The 19,166-nt window shown below is 71.0% G+C and carries 14 protein-coding genes; 5 read left to right on the top strand and 9 right to left on the bottom strand.

Features of this window, described 5'->3' with window-relative positions:
- Window positions 1-4 precede the first annotated feature (4 nt).
- The gene (locus tag KCQ71_RS14205; RefSeq protein ID WP_223406979.1) at window positions 5-2,320 is read left to right on the top strand and encodes a sodium-translocating pyrophosphatase; all 2,316 of its coding nucleotides are present in this window, start codon (window positions 5-7) and stop codon (window positions 2,318-2,320) included.
- A 69-nt stretch (window positions 2,321-2,389) separates the two neighbouring features.
- On the opposite strand, the gene KCQ71_RS14200 is transcribed toward KCQ71_RS14205, so the two are convergent.
- On the bottom strand, window positions 2,390-2,752 hold the full coding sequence (locus KCQ71_RS14200) for a cupin domain-containing protein (RefSeq protein ID WP_223406977.1): 363 nt from the start codon (window positions 2,750-2,752) through the stop codon (window positions 2,390-2,392).
- Window positions 2,753-2,810: 58 nt separating this feature from the next.
- Between KCQ71_RS14200 and KCQ71_RS14195 the strand changes: the two genes are divergently transcribed.
- On the top strand, window positions 2,811-3,599 hold the full coding sequence (locus KCQ71_RS14195; protein WP_223406975.1) for an SDR family NAD(P)-dependent oxidoreductase: 789 nt from the start codon (window positions 2,811-2,813) through the stop codon (window positions 3,597-3,599).
- Between the two features lie 127 nt (window positions 3,600-3,726).
- Here the strand turns inward: KCQ71_RS14195 and KCQ71_RS14190 are convergent, their stop codons facing one another.
- A complete protein-coding gene (locus KCQ71_RS14190; RefSeq protein ID WP_223406973.1) occupies window positions 3,727-5,130 on the bottom strand; it encodes an MFS transporter in 1,404 nt (467 codons plus the stop codon).
- 145 nt (window positions 5,131-5,275) lie between these two features.
- Window positions 5,276-7,720 (bottom strand): HNH endonuclease signature motif containing protein, encoded by a 2,445-nt coding sequence (locus KCQ71_RS14185; RefSeq protein WP_223406971.1) that lies wholly within the window; start codon window positions 7,718-7,720, stop codon window positions 5,276-5,278.
- A gap of 290 nt (window positions 7,721-8,010) precedes the next feature.
- On the opposite strand from KCQ71_RS14185, the gene KCQ71_RS14180 reads away from it, so the two are divergent.
- Window positions 8,011-9,549, top strand: coding sequence for a DUF7059 domain-containing protein (locus KCQ71_RS14180; RefSeq protein WP_223406969.1), 1,539 nt, complete (start codon window positions 8,011-8,013; stop codon window positions 9,547-9,549).
- A 185-nt stretch (window positions 9,550-9,734) separates the two neighbouring features.
- Window positions 9,735-10,637 (top strand): phosphatase PAP2 family protein, encoded by a 903-nt coding sequence (locus KCQ71_RS14175; RefSeq protein ID WP_223406967.1) that lies wholly within the window; start codon window positions 9,735-9,737, stop codon window positions 10,635-10,637.
- Here the strand turns inward: KCQ71_RS14175 and KCQ71_RS14170 are convergent.
- From KCQ71_RS14170 to KCQ71_RS14145, 6 genes are read right to left on the bottom strand one after another with little or no spacing between them, the layout of a single operon-like run.
- Window positions 10,601-11,458 (bottom strand): hypothetical protein, encoded by an 858-nt coding sequence (locus KCQ71_RS14170; protein ID WP_223406965.1) that lies wholly within the window; start codon window positions 11,456-11,458, stop codon window positions 10,601-10,603. The genes KCQ71_RS14175 and KCQ71_RS14170 overlap by 37 nt on opposite strands.
- The gene (locus KCQ71_RS14165) at window positions 11,455-12,612 is read right to left on the bottom strand and encodes a VWA domain-containing protein (RefSeq protein WP_223406963.1); all 1,158 of its coding nucleotides are present in this window, start codon (window positions 12,610-12,612) and stop codon (window positions 11,455-11,457) included. The genes KCQ71_RS14170 and KCQ71_RS14165 overlap by 4 nt, the downstream gene beginning before the upstream one ends.
- Window positions 12,609-13,586: a vWA domain-containing protein gene (locus KCQ71_RS14160; RefSeq protein ID WP_223406961.1), complete on the bottom strand. Its 978-nt coding sequence runs from the start codon at window positions 13,584-13,586 to the stop codon at window positions 12,609-12,611. Before KCQ71_RS14160 ends, KCQ71_RS14165 begins: the two co-directional genes overlap by 4 nt.
- Complete coding sequence (locus KCQ71_RS14155) at window positions 13,583-14,077, bottom strand: hypothetical protein (RefSeq protein WP_223406959.1); 495 nt, start codon at window positions 14,075-14,077, stop codon at window positions 13,583-13,585. The genes KCQ71_RS14160 and KCQ71_RS14155 overlap by 4 nt, the downstream gene beginning before the upstream one ends.
- Window positions 14,070-14,957 carry a DUF58 domain-containing protein gene (locus KCQ71_RS14150; RefSeq protein WP_223406957.1) on the bottom strand — a complete coding sequence of 296 codons (888 nt, stop codon included), beginning with the start codon at window positions 14,955-14,957 and terminating at the stop codon, window positions 14,070-14,072. The genes KCQ71_RS14155 and KCQ71_RS14150 overlap by 8 nt, the downstream gene beginning before the upstream one ends.
- 10 nt (window positions 14,958-14,967) lie before the next feature.
- Window positions 14,968-15,987, bottom strand: a complete 1,020-nt coding sequence (locus KCQ71_RS14145) for an AAA family ATPase (protein WP_223406955.1) — start codon at window positions 15,985-15,987, stop codon at window positions 14,968-14,970.
- A gap of 388 nt (window positions 15,988-16,375) precedes the next feature.
- Here KCQ71_RS14145 and topA point away from each other — a divergent pair, with 388 nt between their 5' ends.
- Window positions 16,376-19,087 (top strand): type I DNA topoisomerase, encoded by a 2,712-nt coding sequence (topA, locus tag KCQ71_RS14140; protein ID WP_223406953.1) that lies wholly within the window; start codon window positions 16,376-16,378, stop codon window positions 19,085-19,087.
- Window positions 19,088-19,166: the final 79 nt, after the last annotated feature.

Raw genomic sequence — 19,166 nt, 5'->3', positions numbered from 1 at the left:
ACGGATGCTCGAGCTCGGAACCACGAGCGTTGTCATTGTGTCGGTGATCGCTGTCATCGGGGTTCTCTCGCTGGTCCTGGCGGTGATCCTGCGGAAGCAGGTTCTCGCCGCCGGTGAGGGTACGCCGAAGATGCAGGAGATCGCCGCCGCTATCCAAGAGGGGGCCTCGGCGTATCTGAGCCGGCAGTTCCGAACGCTGGCGATCTTCGCCGTCGTCGTGTTCGGGTTGTTGTTCCTGTTGCCCGGTGACGGCGCGATCAAGATCGGCCGGTCGGTCGCGTTCCTGTTCGGGGCGGGTTTCTCCGCCGCGATCGGGTACCTCGGTATGTGGCTGGCGACCCGCGCGAACCTGCGCGTCGCGGCCGCCGCGACGAGACCGAACGGGCGCGCCGAGGGGGCGCGCATCGCGTTCCGCACCGGTGGCGTGGTCGGCATGAGCGTGGTGGGCCTCGGCCTGCTCGGTGCCGCGGCCGTGGTGCTCAGCTTCCGCGGGGATGCGCCTGCGGTGCTGGAGGGCTTCGGCTTCGGCGCGGCGCTGCTGGCGATGTTCATGCGCGTCGGCGGCGGGATCTTCACGAAGGCCGCCGACGTCGGCGCGGACCTGGTCGGCAAGGTCGAGAAGGGCATCCCCGAGGATGACCCGCGCAACGCCGCCACCATCGCGGACAACGTCGGTGACAACGTCGGCGACTGTGCCGGCATGGCCGCGGACCTGTTCGAGTCCTACGCCGTGATGCTGGTGGCCGCCCTCATCCTGGGGAAGGCGACCATGGGGGAGCAGGGGCTGGTGTTCCCGCTCATCGTCACCGCCATCGGTGCGATCGTGGCGGTGCTGGGCGTGGCGATCACCCGCGTGCGTGGCACGGAGAGCGGGCTGCGGGCGATCTACCGCGGCTTCTACATCTCCGCTCTCGTCGGCGCCGGCCTCGCGGCCGTGGCGGCGTTCATCTACCTGCCTTCGACCTTCGCGGCGATCCCCGGCGTCAGCGCCGATCTCGCCGAGCACGCCGGTGACCCGCGGCTGGTGACGGCCGCGGCCGTGCTGGTCGGCGTGATCCTGGCCGGGATCATCCTGGCGGTGACCGGGTACTTCACCGGCACCACGTCCAAGCCGACCAAGCACGTGGCGGCCACCTCCCGGACGGGCGCCGCCACCGTGGTGCTGTCCGGCATCGGCGTCGGGTTCGAGTCCGCCGTGTACACGGCGGGGATCATCGCGGCCGCCCTGTGTGGGCTGTTCCTGCTCGCGGGCGGTTCCATCTGGCTGTCGCTGTTCCTGATCGCGCTGGCGGGCTGTGGGCTCCTCACGACCGTCGGTGTCATCGTCGCGATGGACACGTTCGGGCCTGTCAGCGACAACGCGCAGGGCATCGCCGAGATGTCCGGTGACGTCGACGAGGAGGGCGCCCAGATCCTGACCGACCTGGACGCCGTCGGGAACACCACCAAGGCGATCACCAAGGGCATCGCGATCGCGACCGCCGTACTCGCGGCGACCGCACTCTTCGGCTCCTACGGGGACGCGGTGAACACGGCCCTGGCGGACATCGGCTTCGATCCGGCGGCTCGAGGAAACGATCTCGTGGCGTCGATGCTGAGCTACGAGATCGTCTCCCCGATCACCCTGGTGGGCGTGATCCTCGGGGCTGCGACCGTGTTCCTGTTCTCCGGGCTGGCGATCGACGCCGTGACGCGGGCGGCCGGGGCGATCGTGTTCGAGGTGCGCCGCCAGTTCCGGGACTTCCCGGGCATCATGACCGGCGAGACCCGGCCGGAGTACGGCAAGGTCGTGGACATCTGCACCCGCGACTCGCTGCGGGAGTTGGTGACGCCGGGTCTGCTGGCGGCGTTCGCTCCGATCGCGGTCGGCTTCGGCCTCGGTGTCGGTGCGCTCGCCGGGTTCCTCGGCGGCGCGATCAGTGCCGGGGTTCTGATGGCGGTGTTCCTCGCGAACTCCGGTGGTTCCTGGGACAACGCCAAGAAGATCGTCGAAGACGGCCACTACGGCGGCAAGAACTCCGAGGCTCACGCCGCGGTGGTCATCGGTGACACGGTCGGTGACCCGTTCAAGGACACCGCCGGACCGGCCATCAACCCGCTGATCAAGGTGATGAACCTGGTCTCGCTGCTGATCGCACCGGCCGTGGTACTCCTGAGCATCCCGGCCGACGCCAACCACGTGGTCCGGATCGCGATCGCCACGGCGGCCGCCCTGATCGCGTTCGGCGCGATCATCGCCTCTCGGCTGCGGGCATCGAAGGTGGACGCCGCCAACGAGGCCCAGGCCGAACGGGAAGCGGACCAGATCGCGGCAGGCTGAGTTCGCTCGCGCCTCCACCGGTGGGCGTCCCACGACCGTGAGGGTCGTGGGGCGCCCACCGGCTCTTCATCAGATCTGCTCGACCACGGCTGTCAGGTCACCTCCGGCGTCACCGGTATTGACCACCCCCGCGGGCTCCAGGAGTAGCGCTCTGACCTCCTCGTCCGCGCGCGGGCAGTGCTCGACGCCTCGCGGGACGACGAACAGCTGACCCGGGCCAAGGACCACGTCCCGATCTCGCAGCTGGATGGTGAGCAGTCCGTCCAGCACGAGGAACAACTCGTCGGTCTCCTCGTGGGTATGCCAGACGAAGTCGCCCTTGATCCGGACCAGCTTGACCTCGTAGTCGTTCAGGCGCGCGACCAGCTTCGGCGACCAGTGCTCGGCGAAGAGATCGAACTTCGCGTTGACGTCCACCGCGTCTTCTGTCATGACTCCTAGTCTGCCAAGCGCGCCATCCGCGAGGCGTTGGCAATGGCACGATGAGGACATGGATCCAAACTCCGCGCGTACCGCTCTGATCACCGGCGCGAGTCGTGGCATCGGACGGCACCTCGCTCTCGGGTTGGCCGACGCGGGGCTGGACGTGGCGCTGCTCGCTCGTGACGTCGACCGGCTGACGGGCGTGGCCGAGGAGGTCGAGGCCCGTGGTCGTCGTGCCGTGGTCCTGGCAGCGGACGTGACCGATCGGGTCGCAGTCGATGCCGCGGTCGCCGAGGCCGAGTATGCCCTCGGTGGGGTGGATCTGCTCGTCAACAACGCCGGCCTGGTGGATGCCGAGGTGCCGCTCTGGGAGGCGGATCCCGAGCAGTGGCGCGAGGTTCTCGTCACGGACGTGTACGGGCCGTTCCTGCTGGCTCGGGCCGTGGTGCCGGGCATGCTGAGTCGCGGCGGCGGACGGGTCGTGGACCTCAACTCCGGGGCGGGCACTCGCGACTTCGCGGAGATGAGCTCCTACAACGCGGCCAAGACCGCACTCTTCCGCATCGGCGGTGGGCTGCACGCGGCCGGCTTCTCGCGCGGCTTGCGGGCGTTCGAGGTGGCGCCGGGTGTGGTGCCGACCGACATGTCCACCGGGATGCGAATGCACGCGGGCCGGACCGACTGGACCCCACCCGAGGCCGTGGTGGGGATCGTCGCGGCGATCGCCGCCGGCGAGCTGGACAACCTCTCCGGCTGCTACCTGCGGGCCGGCCTGGACACGCTCGATGATCTGCGCTCCCGCGCGGCAGCGGGACCGCAGGCCGGACGCCGTCTCGAGGTCACCGACTGGGCCTGACCCGGCTACGACGTCGAGTTCGCCCGTCGGTCGTCGCTGCGAGCACGCGCTTCAGGACCACGACCGACAGCGGCGCCCGGTCGAGGCGTCTGGGTGGGACCCCGGCGGGACGGTCCCGTCGTGGGCGTCAGCCGGTGACGGGCGGCTGTTCCAGCGCCGTGTCATGGTGCTCGTGCGGGCGCACCCGGATGAGCAGCAGCAGGCCGACAAGCAGCACCAGGATGATGCCGAGGATGCCCCAGTACTGCGCCTGATCCCTCGTCTGCCCGGTCACGGCCACGCCCACGAGGATCGCCGTTGAGAACGCGGCGGGCGCCATGAAGCTGACTGCTCGCCCGGTCGTGGCATAGAGACCGAAGACCTCACCTTCGCGACCCGCAGGGATGAGCCGGGCCAGGAATGTGCGCGAGGCGGACTGGGCCGGCCCAACGAAGATGCACAGGATCAACCCGAGGATCCAGAACACCGTGGTTCCGCCGGAGTGGAAGAAGAAGATGAGGGTGCCGGCGATGATCATGCACGTCAATGAGAGCACGATGACGCGCTTCGGGCCGAGCAGGTCGTCCAGGGCACCGAACGCGATCGTGGCGACCCCGGCGACAACGTTCGCCACGACGCCGAAGATGATCACCTGCCCAGCGCTGAACCCGAACACCCCGGCCGCGATCACCCCACCGAATGTGAACACTCCGGCCAGGCCGTCGCGGAACACAGCCGAGGCGATCAGGAAGAAAACGGTGTTCTTGTCCGCACGCCACAGATCGGCGATCGTGCGGAAGAGCAGGCGGTAGGACTCGAGAAGACCGGGTCGTGAGGCTCGCGCCGTGGCTGCCCGGGGCTTGTCCCGGATCGTCAGGATCACTGGGATCGAGAACAGCAAGGTCCAGGCGGCACAAAGAAGCATGGTGACGCGGACGTCCATGCCGTTCTCGCCGGTGATACCGAAGACGCCCACCTCGGGGTTGATCAGGCCGAAGTAGACCATCAGCAGCAGCACGATCCCGCCGATGTAGCCCAGTCCCCAGCCGAGTCCGGACACCCGCCCCACGGTGCTCGCCGTCGAGATCTCGTTGAGCATGGCGTTGTAGTTGACGGAGGCGAACTCGAACGCGATGTTGCCGCCGGCGAGCAGGAGAAGGCCGAGCCAGAGGTACTCGGGCGCGGGCTGGACGAAGAACAGCCCGGCCGAGGCGATCACGACCAGAAGGGTGTTGACCGTCAGCCAGAGGGTGCGTCGACCGGCCCGGTCCGCGCTCTGGCCCGTGATGGGAGCGAACAATGCGATCAGAACACCCGCTCCGGCGAGGACCCACCCGAGCGTGGACTCCGCGCCCGGGCCGAACGCGTCCGAGGTGATGTAGACCGTGAAGACGAACGTGGTGATCACCGCGTTGAACGCTGCGGAGCCCCAGTCCCAGAGCGCCCACGCGGTCACCGGCCAGGTCAGGATCCGGCTCGGCGGCGCCTTCGGATCGCTGTCGGTGCTCGAGGCACCTGGCGCAGGCGACACCGCCTTGTTCGTCTCGTCCATAGGGACAAGGTAGAGACAACCTGCATCCAGATGGTGTCCAACGGGCGAACGGTGCACCCCGGGCGTGGCGGTCACGCGTGGATCCGGCTGCGCGGCCCGCGAGCCGCCCCAACGGATCCGCTTGACCCGGTCCTCGCGGGCCGCGTCAGTTCCAGGGGTTTCGGGTGGGGAGGATTTCGGTGCCGTCTGGCTTGTAGAAGTGCCATTTCCCGTGGCGTCTGGTCATGGTGATGTTGTGGGTGTGGACCCAGTGGTGGTGGTGGTAGCAGAGCAGGGCTGCGTCGTGGAGGTCGGTGTTGCCGCCGTTGGCCCAGTGGGTGCTGTGGTGTGATTCGCAGCGTTCGGGTGGGACGGTGCAGTCGGGGTGGACGCAGTGGCGGTCGCGGGCGACGTGGGCTCGGCGTTGGGCGGCGGTGAAGAGGCGGTGGGCGCGGCCGTGGTTGAGGATTTCGTTGTCGGGTCCGAAGATGATGCGGTAGATCTCGCCGGCGCAGCCGATGATGCGGTCGAGCAGGTCGCGGGGGACGGGTCCGGTGTTGTCGATGAACGTCGCGGGTCCGGCGGCGAGGAGCGCGGCCCAGTCCCGCTCGGTGCTGGGCAGGGCGGTGCCGTTGACACCGGGCAGGGCGGTCCCGTTGGCACCGGGCAGGGCGGTGCCGTTGGCACCGGGCGCAGCGGTGCCGTTGGCACCGGGCACAGCGGTCGCGTTGGCACCGGGCAGGGCGGTCCCGTTGGCACCGGGCAGGGCGGTCCCGTTGGCACCGGGCACGGTGGTGCCGGTCGCACCGGGTAGTGCGGTGCTGTCGGTGCGGGGCACAGCGGTGCTATCGGTGCCGGTGCCGGTGATGGGTTGGCCCAGTGGCCCGACGGGCGGCGATTGGCAGTCGGGCACACCGGTCCTGTCCGGCGTGCTTGACGGCAGGGTGGGTGCTTCCGCAGGTGCGCTCGTGTCGCTCGTCGGCCCGGTGGCATCTGCTGTGTTGGGCCCGGTCGGCGTGGTGGGTGCTGGCGTGGGAGAGCCGGGCTCGTCCGCCGGGGCCGGGGTGGGTGCTTGCGTGGGAGAGCCGGGCTCGTCCGCCGGGGCCGGGGTGGCCACCTTGCCAGTCGCGGCCTGGCCGGACGGGCCGCTCGGGCCGCTCGGGCTGCCGTCGCTGCTGCGGGGGCGGCGGTCGGTCGGGTCGGTGGTGGTGGCCAGGCCGGGCAGGGGTTCGGTGATCGTCGGCGGGGGTGCCGTCGGGCTGGCCACATCCGCAGCTTCGGGTGCCTCGTCAGCTGCTGCTTCCTCGGCTGCTTCCGCGGCCTCGGCTGCTTCGGCGGCTTCGGCTGCGTTGGCGGCTTCGGTGGTGTCGGTGGTGTTGATGGCGTCGAGGAATTCGGGGTAGCTGATCAGGACGCCGAGGTGGGGGCGGACGGAGGCGGAGGTGCCGACTTTGCCTTGGTCCAACATCATGTGGGCGAGGTCGCTGAGGGCTTGGGCGCGGCGTTGACCGGAGGTGCGGGTCTCACCGGCGGCGGGCTTGCCCATGATCGCTTCGAGGGCGGTGCGGATGTACTGGCCGTGTTCGAGGGTGAGGAACCCGGCCACGTGGTAGCCGTCCATGGTCCGGTCGATGTTCAAGAACTCACGGTCGGCCGCAGCCCGGTGCGCCTTATTGGTGGCGTCGGGGTCGGCGATCGCGACGAAGTGATCGACCAGCCTGCGCAGGTCCTCCGGAGACCGCGTGGCGGCATTACTCAGGAGGAACTCCTCCACCGTCTGCACCCGACCACCACCGGTCGCAGGAGAACCGGTGGTGTCGGTGCCACCCACGGCGTCGGAGGACGTGGGGTCGGTCCCGTCGCCGGCGTCGGAGGACGTGGGGTCGGTCCCGTCGCCGGCGTCGCCGGTGCCGGTCGCGCCCTCGCCTGCCGGGTCGGTCCCCTCGGCCGTGTCAGGACCGTCGGTGGCGTCAGCGCCGTCGGTGGTGTCGGTGACCGTGGTCGGGTCCGTGTCGCCCGAGCCGGCGTCGCCCGAGCCGTCGTCCCCGGCGGGGTCGGTGGGGGTGGCGGGGTACTGGAGGCCGTCGACCGCGGCTTGGGTGGTGGTGGCCTTGAGCAGGATCTGGGCCTGGTCGATGCCGATCTGCCCGGTCCGCAACCACGTGCGGGTCGCGGGCAGGCTGTTGCGTAGACCGGTGGCCAGGGTGGACATGCGGCGGGCGTTGGCACCGCTGATGCCGTAGGTCTTGGCCACGTAGTGCGGGTAAGTCCGGAACCCCTTGCTGGTGTCCCAGGTCCCGGCCTCGGCCTCGGCGCCCATCCAGTCCAGTTGAGCACCGGTCAACGCCTGCGTGATCAGGTGGGTCCGTAGTGCTGCGTGGCCCAGGAACCGGGACCCGTACCGGTCGGACTCGGCAACAGGATCAGCGGTCGCGATGGACTGGGTGATCGCCTCGATCGCGATGAGCTGGTCATCCAACGACCCCGACATCAACTCCGCCAGGGACAGGTGCATCCGGGAGGCGAGCGCCACACCCGCACCCGACGGGCCACCGCTGCCGCCGCTGCTGCCGGAGCCGCCACCGCTGGTGGTGGTTGTGGTGTCGTCCATGTGTGCTCACCTCCCCATCGAAGTTCCGGGTCCCGGGGACCCTGCCGGTTTCGTACGTATGTTTGACTGCTTGGCCTCCACTCTAGGACGCTCCACCGACAGCGCAAGAACCCCGATTTCCGTTGTGGATACAGGGACATCAGCCAATCCCAACCACCCAAAATCAAGCTCCGGGACGCATCGATGACCCTCCGTCAACAGCCCTCCGAGGTAGCCTCTCTCGACTGTCGTAGGGGTGGTCTATGGCGACCGTCGTGGCACGCGCCCGTCGCCCTCTACGATTGGCCGCTGTGACAGGCATCGGCGGCTCGCCCCAGCAGATCGACCTGTTGCGATCCGATCTCTTACACAGCCACTACGACGTCGACACGCTCGGCGACGTGCTCGGCGCCGTCGCGACGGCTGCGATGGCGCGCGAACAGGTGCTCCCGGCGATCCGGACGGCCCGCAGCAGCGACGATCCGGCCGCTGCCCTCCTCCGGCTCTTCATCCTCGGCGACGAGGTCACGGTCGCCGAGGCGACGGGTGCGCTCCCGCACCTCGGTGTCGAGGGCGCCGCCGGCCTCGGTCTGTTGACCGCCGCCGGCACGGCACCGGAGGACCGGGTCACGGCCCGCGTCGACCTACGCCCGGTGGACACATCCGGCGGCGGCCTGTGGCTCGCCGCCGACCTCGGCGAGGCCACCACAGGCGACGCGGTCGGTGCCGAGCACGTCCTCGGCCTGGGCGGCGCCTCGCGCACGCTGGCCGAACTCACGGTACGCACCCCCGTCGGGCGGGCGCTGGACCTGGGCACGGGGAGCGGCATCCAGGCGCTCAACCTGGCCGGTTTCGCGCAGTCGGTGGTCGGCACCGACATCTCCGCCGCGGCCCTCGCCTTCGCGGCGTTCAATGCGACCCTGAACAACTGCGCCGTCGACCTGCGGCGAGGTTCGATGCTCGAACCCGTGGCGGGCGAGCAGTTCGATCTTGTGGTCTCCAACCCGCCCTTCGTGATCACCCCGCGCGCGACCGAGGGTGCGGCTCAGGCCATGGAGACCTATACCTACCGCGACGGCGGTCGCCGCGGTGATGACCTCGTCCGTGACCTGATCACCGGCGTCGGCGCGGTGCTCGCACCGGGCGGCACGGCGCAGTTCCTCGCCAACTGGGAGGTGCACCGCGGGGAGGGTGCCTTCGACCGGGTCCAGCAATGGCTCGCCGACAGCGGCCTCGACGGCTGGGTCATCCAGCGCGAGTACGCCGACCCTGCCGAGTACGCCGAGACCTGGCTGCGGGACGGCGGCATCACACCGGACCGTGACGCGGCCGCCTGGCAGCGCGGTTACACCGCCTGGCTGGACGACTTCGAGGCCAGGGGAGTGGACGCCGTCGGGTTCGGCTACGTCACCCTGCACAAGCCGCAGCGGCCCGCTGCCCAGCCGTGGCACCGGTGCGAGGAGATCACCGGGACCCTGGCGCCCACCCTCGGGCCCACGATCGCCGCGACCCTCGCCGCAAAGGACCGCCTCGCGCACCTCGAGGACGAACGGCTCGCCGACCAACGGCTGCGCGTGGCCGGGGACGTCACGGAGGAACGGCACTACACGCCCGGTCAGGTGGACCCTCAAGTGATCGTGCTGCGTCAAGGGGGCGGTCTCGCGCGGACCGTGCGCGCGGGCACCGCGCTGGCCGCGGTGGTCGGAGCGAGCGACGGCGAACTCACGGTCGGACAGATCGCGTCGGGGGTCGCGGTGCTCACCGACACCCGTCCCGCCGACATCCTGGCGGACGTCCTGCCGGACGTCCGCGGGCTGATCCTCGACGGGCTCCTGCTGTTGCCCGAGTGACCGCGGCGGCGCCGCACCCGGGCGCCGCACACCTCGGCGCCGCACCCGCGCGCCGCGCAGCCACCTTCGCGGGCGCACCCGCGCCAGGCCCGGACGACGGCGGACCAACAGATCTACACACGAGTCTCACCACCCGTGCGCACGTCGGCGCGGTATCTGGCCTCGCGCCATGGTTACCGTGGAGGATGACTGCTGTGACCATGGCTCCGACCCCGGCGCCTCTCGACGCCCGCGGGAGGCGCGGGCTGACTGCCCCGCTGCTCGCGGCCCTCGCATCCGCCGCGGTCCTGGTGGTCACGTGGTGGTTCTTCGTGACGACCCGGCTCGGGCAGCTCATCGACGACGCCGCGCTCTCCGGTGCGGACGCCGGCCCGCTCACCCTCACCCAGGCGATGCTCCCCATCCTGGACGTGGTCTCGGTGCCGTTCGTTGCCGGTGCGGTGGTGGCCGCCGTGGTGATCGCGGTGGCCCAGCGCCGCTGGTCGATCGCCGGGGCTGCGGTGCTCCTGCTGGTCGGCGCGAACGTGACCACCCAGATCCTCAAGGCGGTCCTGCCTCGACCGGATCTCGGCGCCACCTTGGCCCTGTCCAACTCGCTCCCCTCGGGGCACACCACGGTGGCCGCGTCGGTCGCCGCGACGGCACTGCTGATCGCCCCGCACCGCTGGCGCGGACCCGTCGCCGTCGGCGGCGCCGTCTACGCGGCCCTGACCGGCCTGGCCACGATGGCCGGAGAGTGGCACCGCGCATCCGACGTGGTCGCCGCGTTCGCCGTCGCCGCGTTCTGGTACTTCATCATCGAGGCGGCCCGCTCCGTGCGGCGCCGCTCACTGCCCCGCGGCTACCGCGGTGCGCCGACGGCGAACGCGGTCACGCTGCTCAGTGTCGTGGCCATCGCGACCGGACTGCTCGGCGCGGTGATCGGCGCCATCACAGCCCTGAACGTGCCGGTCTACGAACGTCCCGGCGAGGTGATCGCCTACGTCGGTTCGTGCTCGTCGGTGATCGCGGCGTCAGCGGTGGCGACCCTCGCGATGCTCGCGATGCGTCCTCACCACCGGGCGTCGTCGTACTCCGCGGGCTCGTAGTCCCGCGACTCCTGGTTCTGCTCGCCGTCGGCGCGCTCCTCGGCGGCCGCGGCCTGCTGCTCCTCCAGCTGCTCGAGGGTGCTCTGGTCGGGCGCCGACTCGGGTTCGCCCTCGTCCTCGCCGTCCTCCCCCTCGTCCCCGTCCTCCCCCTCGCCCTCGCCTGATTGCGGGTCCGAGCTCTCCTCGATGCGCTCCTGCGCCTCCATCAGCCGATCGCCCGCCTCGGACGCCTCGCTGCTGGCCTGCTCGGAGAAGCAGTACGCGGCCTCGTCGATGACGGCCAGGGCCGCGTCGTAGTGGGCCTGTGCGCCGGGGACGTCGCCGAGCGCGTCGCCCTGGGCCTCGATGCTGAGCACGAGGTTCACCCGCACCTGGCAGGCGCGGTCCGGGCCGGCCAGACCGAGGGCCTGCTCGAACTGGGCCTGGGCACCGGGCAGGTCCCCGAGCCGGAACAGCACATCGCCCTGGTTGAACGGCGACACCTCGCGCTCGAACAGATTCGCGAAGCCGGCGAGGGTGAACAGCCGCTGGCTGCGCTCGTACTCCATCGGGTCCGCGACGCCCGCCTCGTACGCCGACACCGCGGTGGCGTTCAGGATCGGGGTGCCGAGCAGCTTGCCGGCGATCAGCAGGGCGACCGCTGCCGGTCCGATCGACCAGCGCAGGAGCCGTCGACGGCGGAGCCTGTGTTGGTCGTTGACGGCGGCGGTGTCGGTGCTGCCGGGCTGGGCGGAGTCGGTGCGGGGACCGGTCCCGGGGCCGGGCCGAGCACCGTCGTGGTTCCGAGGGGTCGACGGCGGCGCGGTGGTCGGGGTCGTCATCGGAGGGCTCCGTTCGTGGTGCGGTCCCGGTCGGCACCGGTCGCCGCGCGGTCCGGCCCGCCGTCTGGCGTGGGGCGACCCCGGTCGGCTCCGGTCGTGGGTACCCGGTCGCCGCTCGTCGGGGTGCGGTCCCGGTCGGCTCTGATCGAGCTGCGGTCCCGGTCGGCGCCGCGGCGCCGGGCCGGGCCGATCGCGAGCAGTTCGGGGACCAGCAGCGCCCCCTCCCAGAGCACCAGTGCGAGCAGCGGCACGGCGAGCAGCCAGCCCAGGTCGGCCCGCCCGGCCAGTTCCTCATCGGTGACCTCGAGGCCACCGGTCTGGACGTCGACGACGTCCTCCAGACCGCCCGGCGCGGTCCGGTGCACGTAGTCCACGCCCAGCTCGCCGGCGATCGCCGTCAGCGCCGCCTCGTCGATCCGGGAGATCGCGTCCGTGCTGGGGGACTGGCTGTTGTCCTGGAGGTACCGGTCCTCGGAGTCGTAGCCGGTGTGCTCCAGCATCCGCCCGCCCTCCGCGGTGCCGTACCCGAGCACCGCGCCATCGTCGACGAGGTCCGCGAGCGAGGCGAACGAGGCCTCCGGCGGGGAGCTCGTGGTGGTCTCGCCGTCGGTCATCAGGAACACGACCCGGGTCCGGTCCGGCTCCTGTTCCTGCGCCGAGGTGAGCCGCTCGGTCATCACCTCGACCGCCGTCAGCGGCGAGCTGCCCGCCGAGTAGAACGCGATCTCCGGCCGGAGCACCTCCACGGCGGTGCGCAGCGCCGTCGTGTCGTCGGTCAGCGGCAGCTCCACCCGGCCGATCTGGTCGAACGTGAGCAGCGTGAACCGGGCGCCCGGTAGAGCGTCGGCGATCGCGACCACGTCCTCGGCGACGCCCTCGAGGCGGGGCCGGCCGCCGTCGTGGTCCTCGGCGACGATCGAGCTCGTGGTGTCCACCACGAAGAACACGTCGACGTTCGTGTTGGCGGCGCGGGCGTCCGGGTCGGGGATACCCGGCCGCAGCGCGATCACGGCGAGCAGCGCGGCGATCCCGGCCCGGCGCAGCCAGGCCCGGCGCCGGCGCGGATCCTGCCGGCCCGCCCACACGGCGAAGCCGACGGTCACCGCGGCGAACACGGCGATCAGCCACCACGGGGCCACGGGCAGGAACGTCATAGCCCGGCCTTCCACGCGAGACCCATCAACGCGACCAGGCCGGCCCCGCCGAGCGCCAGGAACACCCCGGGAGCCGCGTACTCCAGCACCTGGGGTGCGCCGGTGAACGCGGCCGCCTCGGAATCGGCGATCGTGTTTACGAGCGCCGCGATCTCCTCCGGCTCCTCGATCAGGTAGCTCGACCCGCCGGTCAGTTCCGCGGCCTCGGCGAGCTCCAGGCTCTCGTCGCTCTCACCCCAGGACGTCACGTTCAGCGCGTACAGCCGGATGTCACGGTCGGCCACTAGCCGGGCCGCCTCCGGCAGGGTCACGAGCGGGTTGCCGGACACGTAGTTGTCAGTGGCCATGATGATCGAGCGGGACCGGTCGGTGTCGACCGCATCGAACCGGAGCGCGCACGAGACCAGGCCGTCCCCGATCAGCGAGGAGCCACCCTCGCCGTAGTAGGTGCCTCGCAGCTGGGCGAAGTCGTTCTCCGCGAACCCTTGCGAGAGCATCGTCAGCTGCTCGGTGACGTAGGCGTAGTCCGTGGTCAGCGGGAACACGGTCACGGCGGAGCTGTCCCACATCGTCATGCCGATCCGTTCGCCCTCGAACTGCGGCACCAGCTCGGCGAACGTGGCCAGCAACTCCTCGTTGAAGGAGTCCATCGATCCGGACACGTCCAGGCAGAGCATGATGTCGCGCGTGTGCAGTTCCGGCTCGGTCGCGGACGCCCCGATCGGGCGGGCCAGCAGCACGGTACCGGCCACGGCGAGACCTACGACGGCGACCGTCATCGCGGTCAGCAGCTGCCGCCGTCGGGCAGCCAGCGCGCGATAGCGCGGCAACGACGTGAGCCGCTCCGAGTGCGCCACCCGGACGGCGTCGGCGGACGTGCGGGCCGCCGTGCGGCGCCACCACCACCACGCGCCGGCCGCGATCGCGACCAGGAGCACCGGGATCAGCCAGCCCCACAGGATCGAGACGGTCATCGCCAACCTCCCACCAGACCGGCCGCGAGAGCGACCGCGCCCGGCACGTCGGCCGCGCCGCCGCGGCCATCGGTCGCGTCCACGCCGGCCTCGGGGGCGGAGAACTCGACCGGATACAGCTGCTCGATCGCGGCCGGAAGGACCCCGGGATGGTGCCGCTTCAGGTCCGCCAGGGACATGGTGTGCGCGGGCACCCCGGAAGCGGCGAACGCGAAGGTCCGCACGATCGCGCTGAGGCGCTGGTAGGCGTCCCGTTCGGGCAGGCGGCCGGCGGCGTGCTCAACCCCGACGGCGTGGAGCTCGGCCAGGTGCGCCTGCTTCAGCTCGGCCAGGCTGCGGCCGTGCATGGGGGCCGACTGCGCCGTCGCCGGCACCGCCCGGGTGCTCCAGAACAGGTACCCGAACCAGCCGAGCACGGCCACCACGAGCAGCGCACCGAGCACCGGCCAGAGGGCGCCGTAGTGCCACGGGTCGTAGAGGTCGTCAGCCACGGGCGGCCCGCTGCTTCTCGAGGAGCCGGAACACGGCGGGGATGACCTCCGCGTCGGAGCCGATACGCTCCGCCGCGATCCCGACCCGGCGTAGCAGCGCGTCCCGGCCGCCGCGGGCGGCCGCCAGGGCGGCGGCGTGCTCGCGGCGCAGCTGCGGGTCGTCCCGCAGCGCGGCCGGTAGCCCTTCGAGCTCGTCGACGTCGAGCAGGTCCCGCCCGGCGAAGCGGTCGTCGGTGAGCAGCGCGTCGGAGATGGTCAGCCAGAGCACCTCGTGCTGCACCCGCAGCCGGCGCAGCACCTCCTCGTGGGCCGGGCCGAGCTCCACCTCGTCGGTGACGATCAGCACGATCATCCGCCGGGTGATGGCCCGCCGCACGGAGTCCAGCAGCCCGAGCAGGTCCTGGGCGGCGCCGTCGGTGCGGATCCTGGCGTGGATGCGCTGCAGCAACGATTCCAGGTGCCCGGAGGTGCCGTGCAGGGGTAGGTACGTGACGCCGTCGGCGTCGCCACAGGCCAGGCCGACCAGATCGCCGTGCTGGGTGGCGACGTGGCCCATCACGCCGGTGGTGAGCACCGCCACGTCCCGCTTGTTCCCACCGCCGGCGGCGGTCGCGGACATGGTCCGGCCGGTGTCCACGACGAGCAGCACGTTGTGCTTCTTGACCGCCACGTACCGCTTCAGCAGCACGTGTCCGCTGCGGGCGGTGGCCTTCCAGTCGATGTCCTTGACATCGTCGCCGCGCTGGTACTCGCGCAGGTCGTCGAAGTCCATGGAGCGGCCCTTGTGCACGGACGCGTACTCGCCCGCCAGAAGCCCACGCACCTTCTCGTGGGCGTGGATCGACATCTTGGTCCGGACCTCGACCAACAGGGAGGACATCGAGGCTCCGTTACGGCGTGGGGGTGGCCGCGAAGACCGCGTCCACCACCTGCTCGGCGGTGACCCGGTCCGAGACCGCCTCGAAGTTCAGGATGATCCGGTGCCGCAACACCTGGTGGCGCAGCCGCTGCACGTCCTCGGGGATCACGTAGGTACGCCCGGCCACGACCGCGAGAGCCCGGGCCACCTGCTGGAACGTGATCGACGCCCGCGGGCTCGCGCCGCAGGTGAGGTACCGGCCGAGGCGCTCGCCGAGGGCCCGCGACGGCGGCCGGGTGGCCTGCACCAGGGCCACGATGTAGGACTTGATGGCCGGGTCGAGGTAGACGCCCTTGACCACGCCCTGCAGGTAGCGCACCTCGTCCAGGCTCACCTGGGACCCGGCCGGCAGGTCCTGGTCGAACACCTCGCGCTCGATCCGGTCGAGGATCTCGATCTCCTCGGCGTGGCTCGGGTAGGTGAGGATCTCCTTCAGCAGGAACCGGTCCAGCTGGGCCTCGGGCAGCTCGTAGGTGCCCTCCTGCTCGATCGGGTTCTGGGTGGCGAGCACCACGAACGGCTTCGGGAGCTCGTGGATGACGCCGCCGATCGAAGTCTGCCGCTCCTGCATCGCCTCGAGCATCGCGGACTGGGTCTTCGCCGAGGACCGGTTGATCTCGTCGAGCAGCACGAAGTTCGCGTGCACCGGGCCGAGCTGGGTGCTGAACTGGCCGGTGGCCGGCTCGTACACCTGGGTGCCGACGATGTCCGCCGGGAGCAGGTCCGGGGTGCACTGGATCCGGGTGAACGAGCCCTGCACCGCGTCCGCGAGCGTCGCCGCCGCGGTCGTCTTGGCCAGGCCCGGTACCGACTCCAGGAGCACGTGCCCACCGGTCATCAGGGCCACCACCAGGCTCAGCTGGAGGTTGCCCTGACCGACCACCCGGCTCCGGAACGAGGTGCCGATGCGCTCGACGATCGCCTGGGCGCGGGCGACGTCGGACGGCTCGAGTCGGCGGGCGGCTGCGGGCGCAGGGGCTTGCTGGGACATGGTGCTCCGGTGGGTGCGAGAGGCGGTGGCGGGTGGGACGCCGGTCGTGGCGACCCGGTCGGAACACGGTCGCGTGGGCGACCCGGAGTCCGATCCCGTGGCACCGACACTAGCCGCGGATGTGGGTCGGAACCGGTCACGGGCCTGGGGAGAGGTACCCTCGTTCCAGCGGCGGTACCACGCTCGCCCCAGGGTGAGCGGCGCCGGTGGCTCGGGTGCGTGATGTGACGATCCGGCCGGCGCGCAACGGCCCCCAGCGGGCCCGACAGGGCCGGTGCCGGGTCAGGATCCGCGACGATCCGCCGAAAGACGATGTACCGTCGAGCCGCAGTGTCCCCCTAAACGCGCCGCCGTGTCCGGTCGGCGCGAACTGAGAAGGAAGGTCCGTGTGACCACACCCCATCGCAGGCTGGTCATCGTCGAGTCCCCGGCGAAGGCTCGCACCATCGCCGGCTACCTGGGCTCCGACTTCGACGTCGAGGCCAGCGTGGGACACATCCGGGACCTGGCGCAGCCCTCCGAGCTGCCCGCCGAGATGAAGAAGGGGCCCTACAAGAAGTTCGCGATCGACGTGGACAACGGGTTCGACCCCTACTACGTGGTCGACGCGGACAAGAAGAAGAAGGTCGCCGAGCTCAAGAAACTCCTCAAGGGCGCCGACGAGCTCTACCTCGCCACCGATGAGGACCGCGAGGGCGAGGCCATCGCGTGGCACCTGCTCGAGGTGCTCGAGCCCAAGGTCCCGGTCAAGCGGATGGTGTTCCACGAGATCACCCGGGAGGCCATCCAGCGGGCCCTGGAGAACACCCGGGACCTGGACACCCGCCTCGTCGACGCCCAGGAGACCCGCCGCCTGCTGGATCGCCTGTACGGCTACGAGGTCTCCCCGGTGCTGTGGCGCAAGGTCCGCCAGGGCCTGAGCGCAGGCCGGGTGCAGTCCGTCGCCACCCGCCTGGTGGTGGAGCGTGAGCGCGAGCGGATGGCGTTCCGCAGCGCGGAGTACTGGGACATCAAGGGCACGTTCACCGGTGGCCGCGAGCAGACCGCCGGCACCTCGTTCGGAGCCCGGCTTGTGGCCGTCGACGGCGCCCGCGTGGCCACCGGCAAGGACTTCGGTGACGACGGGGTGCTTCGTACCCGCGCCGCCGTCCAGCTCACCGAGGCCGACGCACGCGGCCTGGTCACCGCGCTCGAGGGCTGCCAGGTACAGGTGCGCTCCGTCGAGGAGAAGCCCTACACCCGCCGTCCGGCCGCCCCGTTCACGACCTCCACGCTGCAGCAGGAGGCGTCCCGCAAGCTCCGGATGAACTCCCGGCAGGCGATGCGGACCGCGCAGACTCTGTACGAGAACGGGTACATCACGTACATGCGTACCGACTCCTCGGCGCTGTCCGGTCAGGCCGTCTCGGCCGCCCGCAAACAGGCCACCGAGTTGTACGGCGCGGACTACATCCCGGCGAAGCCGCGCATGTACGCGACCAAGTCGAAGGGCGCCCAGGAGGCCCACGAGGCGATCCGCCCCGCCGGGGACTCCTTCCGGACCCCCGCCCAGGTGGCCCGCGAACTCGCCGGCGACCAGTTCCGCCTGTACGAGCTGATCTGGAAGCGCACCGTCGCCTCGCAGATGGCGGACGCCAAGGGGTCGACGGCGTCCATCCGGCTGGGCACGACGGCAACCGACGGGCGCGACGCCGAGTTCGCGGCGTCCGGCACGGTCATCACCTTCCGCGGCTTCCTCGCCGCGTACGAAGAGGGCCGGGACGTCGAGCGCTACGAGGAGGGCGACGCCAAGGAAGCCCGGCTGCCGGACCTGCAGGTCGGCGACGGTGTGGCCACCGAGCAGCTGGTGGCCGATGGTCACGAGACGTCCCCGCCGCCCCGGTACACCGAGGCGAGCCTGGTCAAGGCGCTGGAGGAACGGGGGATCGGCCGCCCGTCGACCTACGCGGCCACCATCGGCGTCATCACCGACCGCGGCTACGTGCTGCGCCGGGGCCAGGCCCTGGTGCCGAGCTGGCTCGCGTTCTCCGTGGTGCGTCTGCTCGAGGAGCACTTCCCGCGGCTGGTCGACTACGACTTCACCGCCGCGATGGAGTCCGACCTGGACCGGATCGCCGCGGGCGAGGCGGACCGGGTGGACTGGCTGGCCGGGTTCTACTTCGGGCGCGACGGCGTCGAAGGGCTGAAGCACCAGGTCGAGGATCTCGGCGAGATCGACGCCCGGGAGATCAACTCCATCAGCGTCGGCGAGGACATCGTGTTGCGGGTCGGCCGGTACGGCCCCTACATCGAGGCACCCCCGCTGGAGGAGGGCGGCGAGGCCCGGCGCGCGAGCGTCCCGGAGGACATCGCCCCGGACGAGCTCACCCTCGCCAAGGCGAAAGAGCTCTTCGAGGCCGGCGGTGACGGCGACCGTGAGCTCGGCACCGACCCAGAGAGCGGGCACCAGATCGTGGCCCGGTCCGGCCGGTACGGACCGTACGTGACCGAGATCCTGCCCGAGCCGGACGACGCCGAGGCGCCGAAGAAGGGCGCGAAGAAGGCGGTCAAGGCGAAGCCGCGCACGTCCTCGCTGTTCAAGGACATGGACCTGAACACGGTGGACCTGGACTCCGCGCTGAAGCTGCTGTCGCTGCCCCGGGTGGTCGGCAAGGACCCGGAGTCCGGGGACGAGATCACCGCCCAGAACGGCCGGTACGGGCCGTACCTGAAGAAGGGCACGGACTCCCGCTCCCTGGCGTCGGAGGACCAGATCTTCGACGTCACCCTCGAGCAGGCGCTGGAGATCTACGCCCAGCCCAAGCGCGGTCGCGGGGCCACGTCGGCACCGCCGCTCAAGGAGTTCGGCGAGGACCCGGTCTCGGGCAAGCCGGTGGTGGTCAAGGACGGGCGGTTCGGCGCGTACGTCACCGACGGCACCACGAACGCGACGCTGCGCAAGGACGACCCGGTCGAGACCCTGACGGCCGAACGGGCCTACGAACTGATCGCCGAGAAGCGAGCGAAGGGCCCGGCCAAGAAGCCTGCCGGCCGGGCGAGCACCACCCGCAAGCCCGCCGCGAAGAAGACCGCCGCGAAGAAGACGACTGCGAAGAAGTAGCCCCGCGCCGGTGAGGGCCCGAACCGACCGGGCCCTCGCCGTCGGGCCATCGTGTTGAGCCCGACGGCCGCGACGGCGA

It is taken from the genome of Occultella gossypii (assembly GCF_019947135.1).
GTDB lineage: Bacteria > Actinomycetota > Actinomycetes > Actinomycetales > Beutenbergiaceae > Occultella > Occultella gossypii.
This window is presented reverse-complemented; position numbering and strand designations above follow the sequence as displayed.

Coding starts and splice junctions, on each gene's coding strand:
- KCQ71_RS14205 (WP_223406979.1), top strand. CDS start 5: ATGCTCGAGCTCGGAACCACGAGCGTTGTCATTGTGTCGGTGATCGCT.
- KCQ71_RS14200 (WP_223406977.1), bottom strand. CDS start 2,752: ATGACAGAAGACGCGGTGGACGTCAACGCGAAGTTCGATCTCTTCGCC.
- KCQ71_RS14195 (WP_223406975.1), top strand. CDS start 2,811: ATGGATCCAAACTCCGCGCGTACCGCTCTGATCACCGGCGCGAGTCGT.
- KCQ71_RS14190 (WP_223406973.1), bottom strand. CDS start 5,130: ATGGACGAGACGAACAAGGCGGTGTCGCCTGCGCCAGGTGCCTCGAGC.
- KCQ71_RS14185 (WP_223406971.1), bottom strand. CDS start 7,720: ATGGACGACACCACAACCACCACCAGCGGTGGCGGCTCCGGCAGCAGC.
- KCQ71_RS14175 (WP_223406967.1), top strand. CDS start 9,735: ATGACTGCTGTGACCATGGCTCCGACCCCGGCGCCTCTCGACGCCCGC.
- KCQ71_RS14170 (WP_223406965.1), bottom strand. CDS start 11,458: ATGACGACCCCGACCACCGCGCCGCCGTCGACCCCTCGGAACCACGAC.
- KCQ71_RS14165 (WP_223406963.1), bottom strand. CDS start 12,612: ATGACGTTCCTGCCCGTGGCCCCGTGGTGGCTGATCGCCGTGTTCGCC.
- KCQ71_RS14160 (WP_223406961.1), bottom strand. CDS start 13,586: ATGACCGTCTCGATCCTGTGGGGCTGGCTGATCCCGGTGCTCCTGGTC.
- KCQ71_RS14150 (WP_223406957.1), bottom strand. CDS start 14,957: ATGTCCTCCCTGTTGGTCGAGGTCCGGACCAAGATGTCGATCCACGCC.
- KCQ71_RS14145 (WP_223406955.1), bottom strand. CDS start 15,987: ATGTCCCAGCAAGCCCCTGCGCCCGCAGCCGCCCGCCGACTCGAGCCG.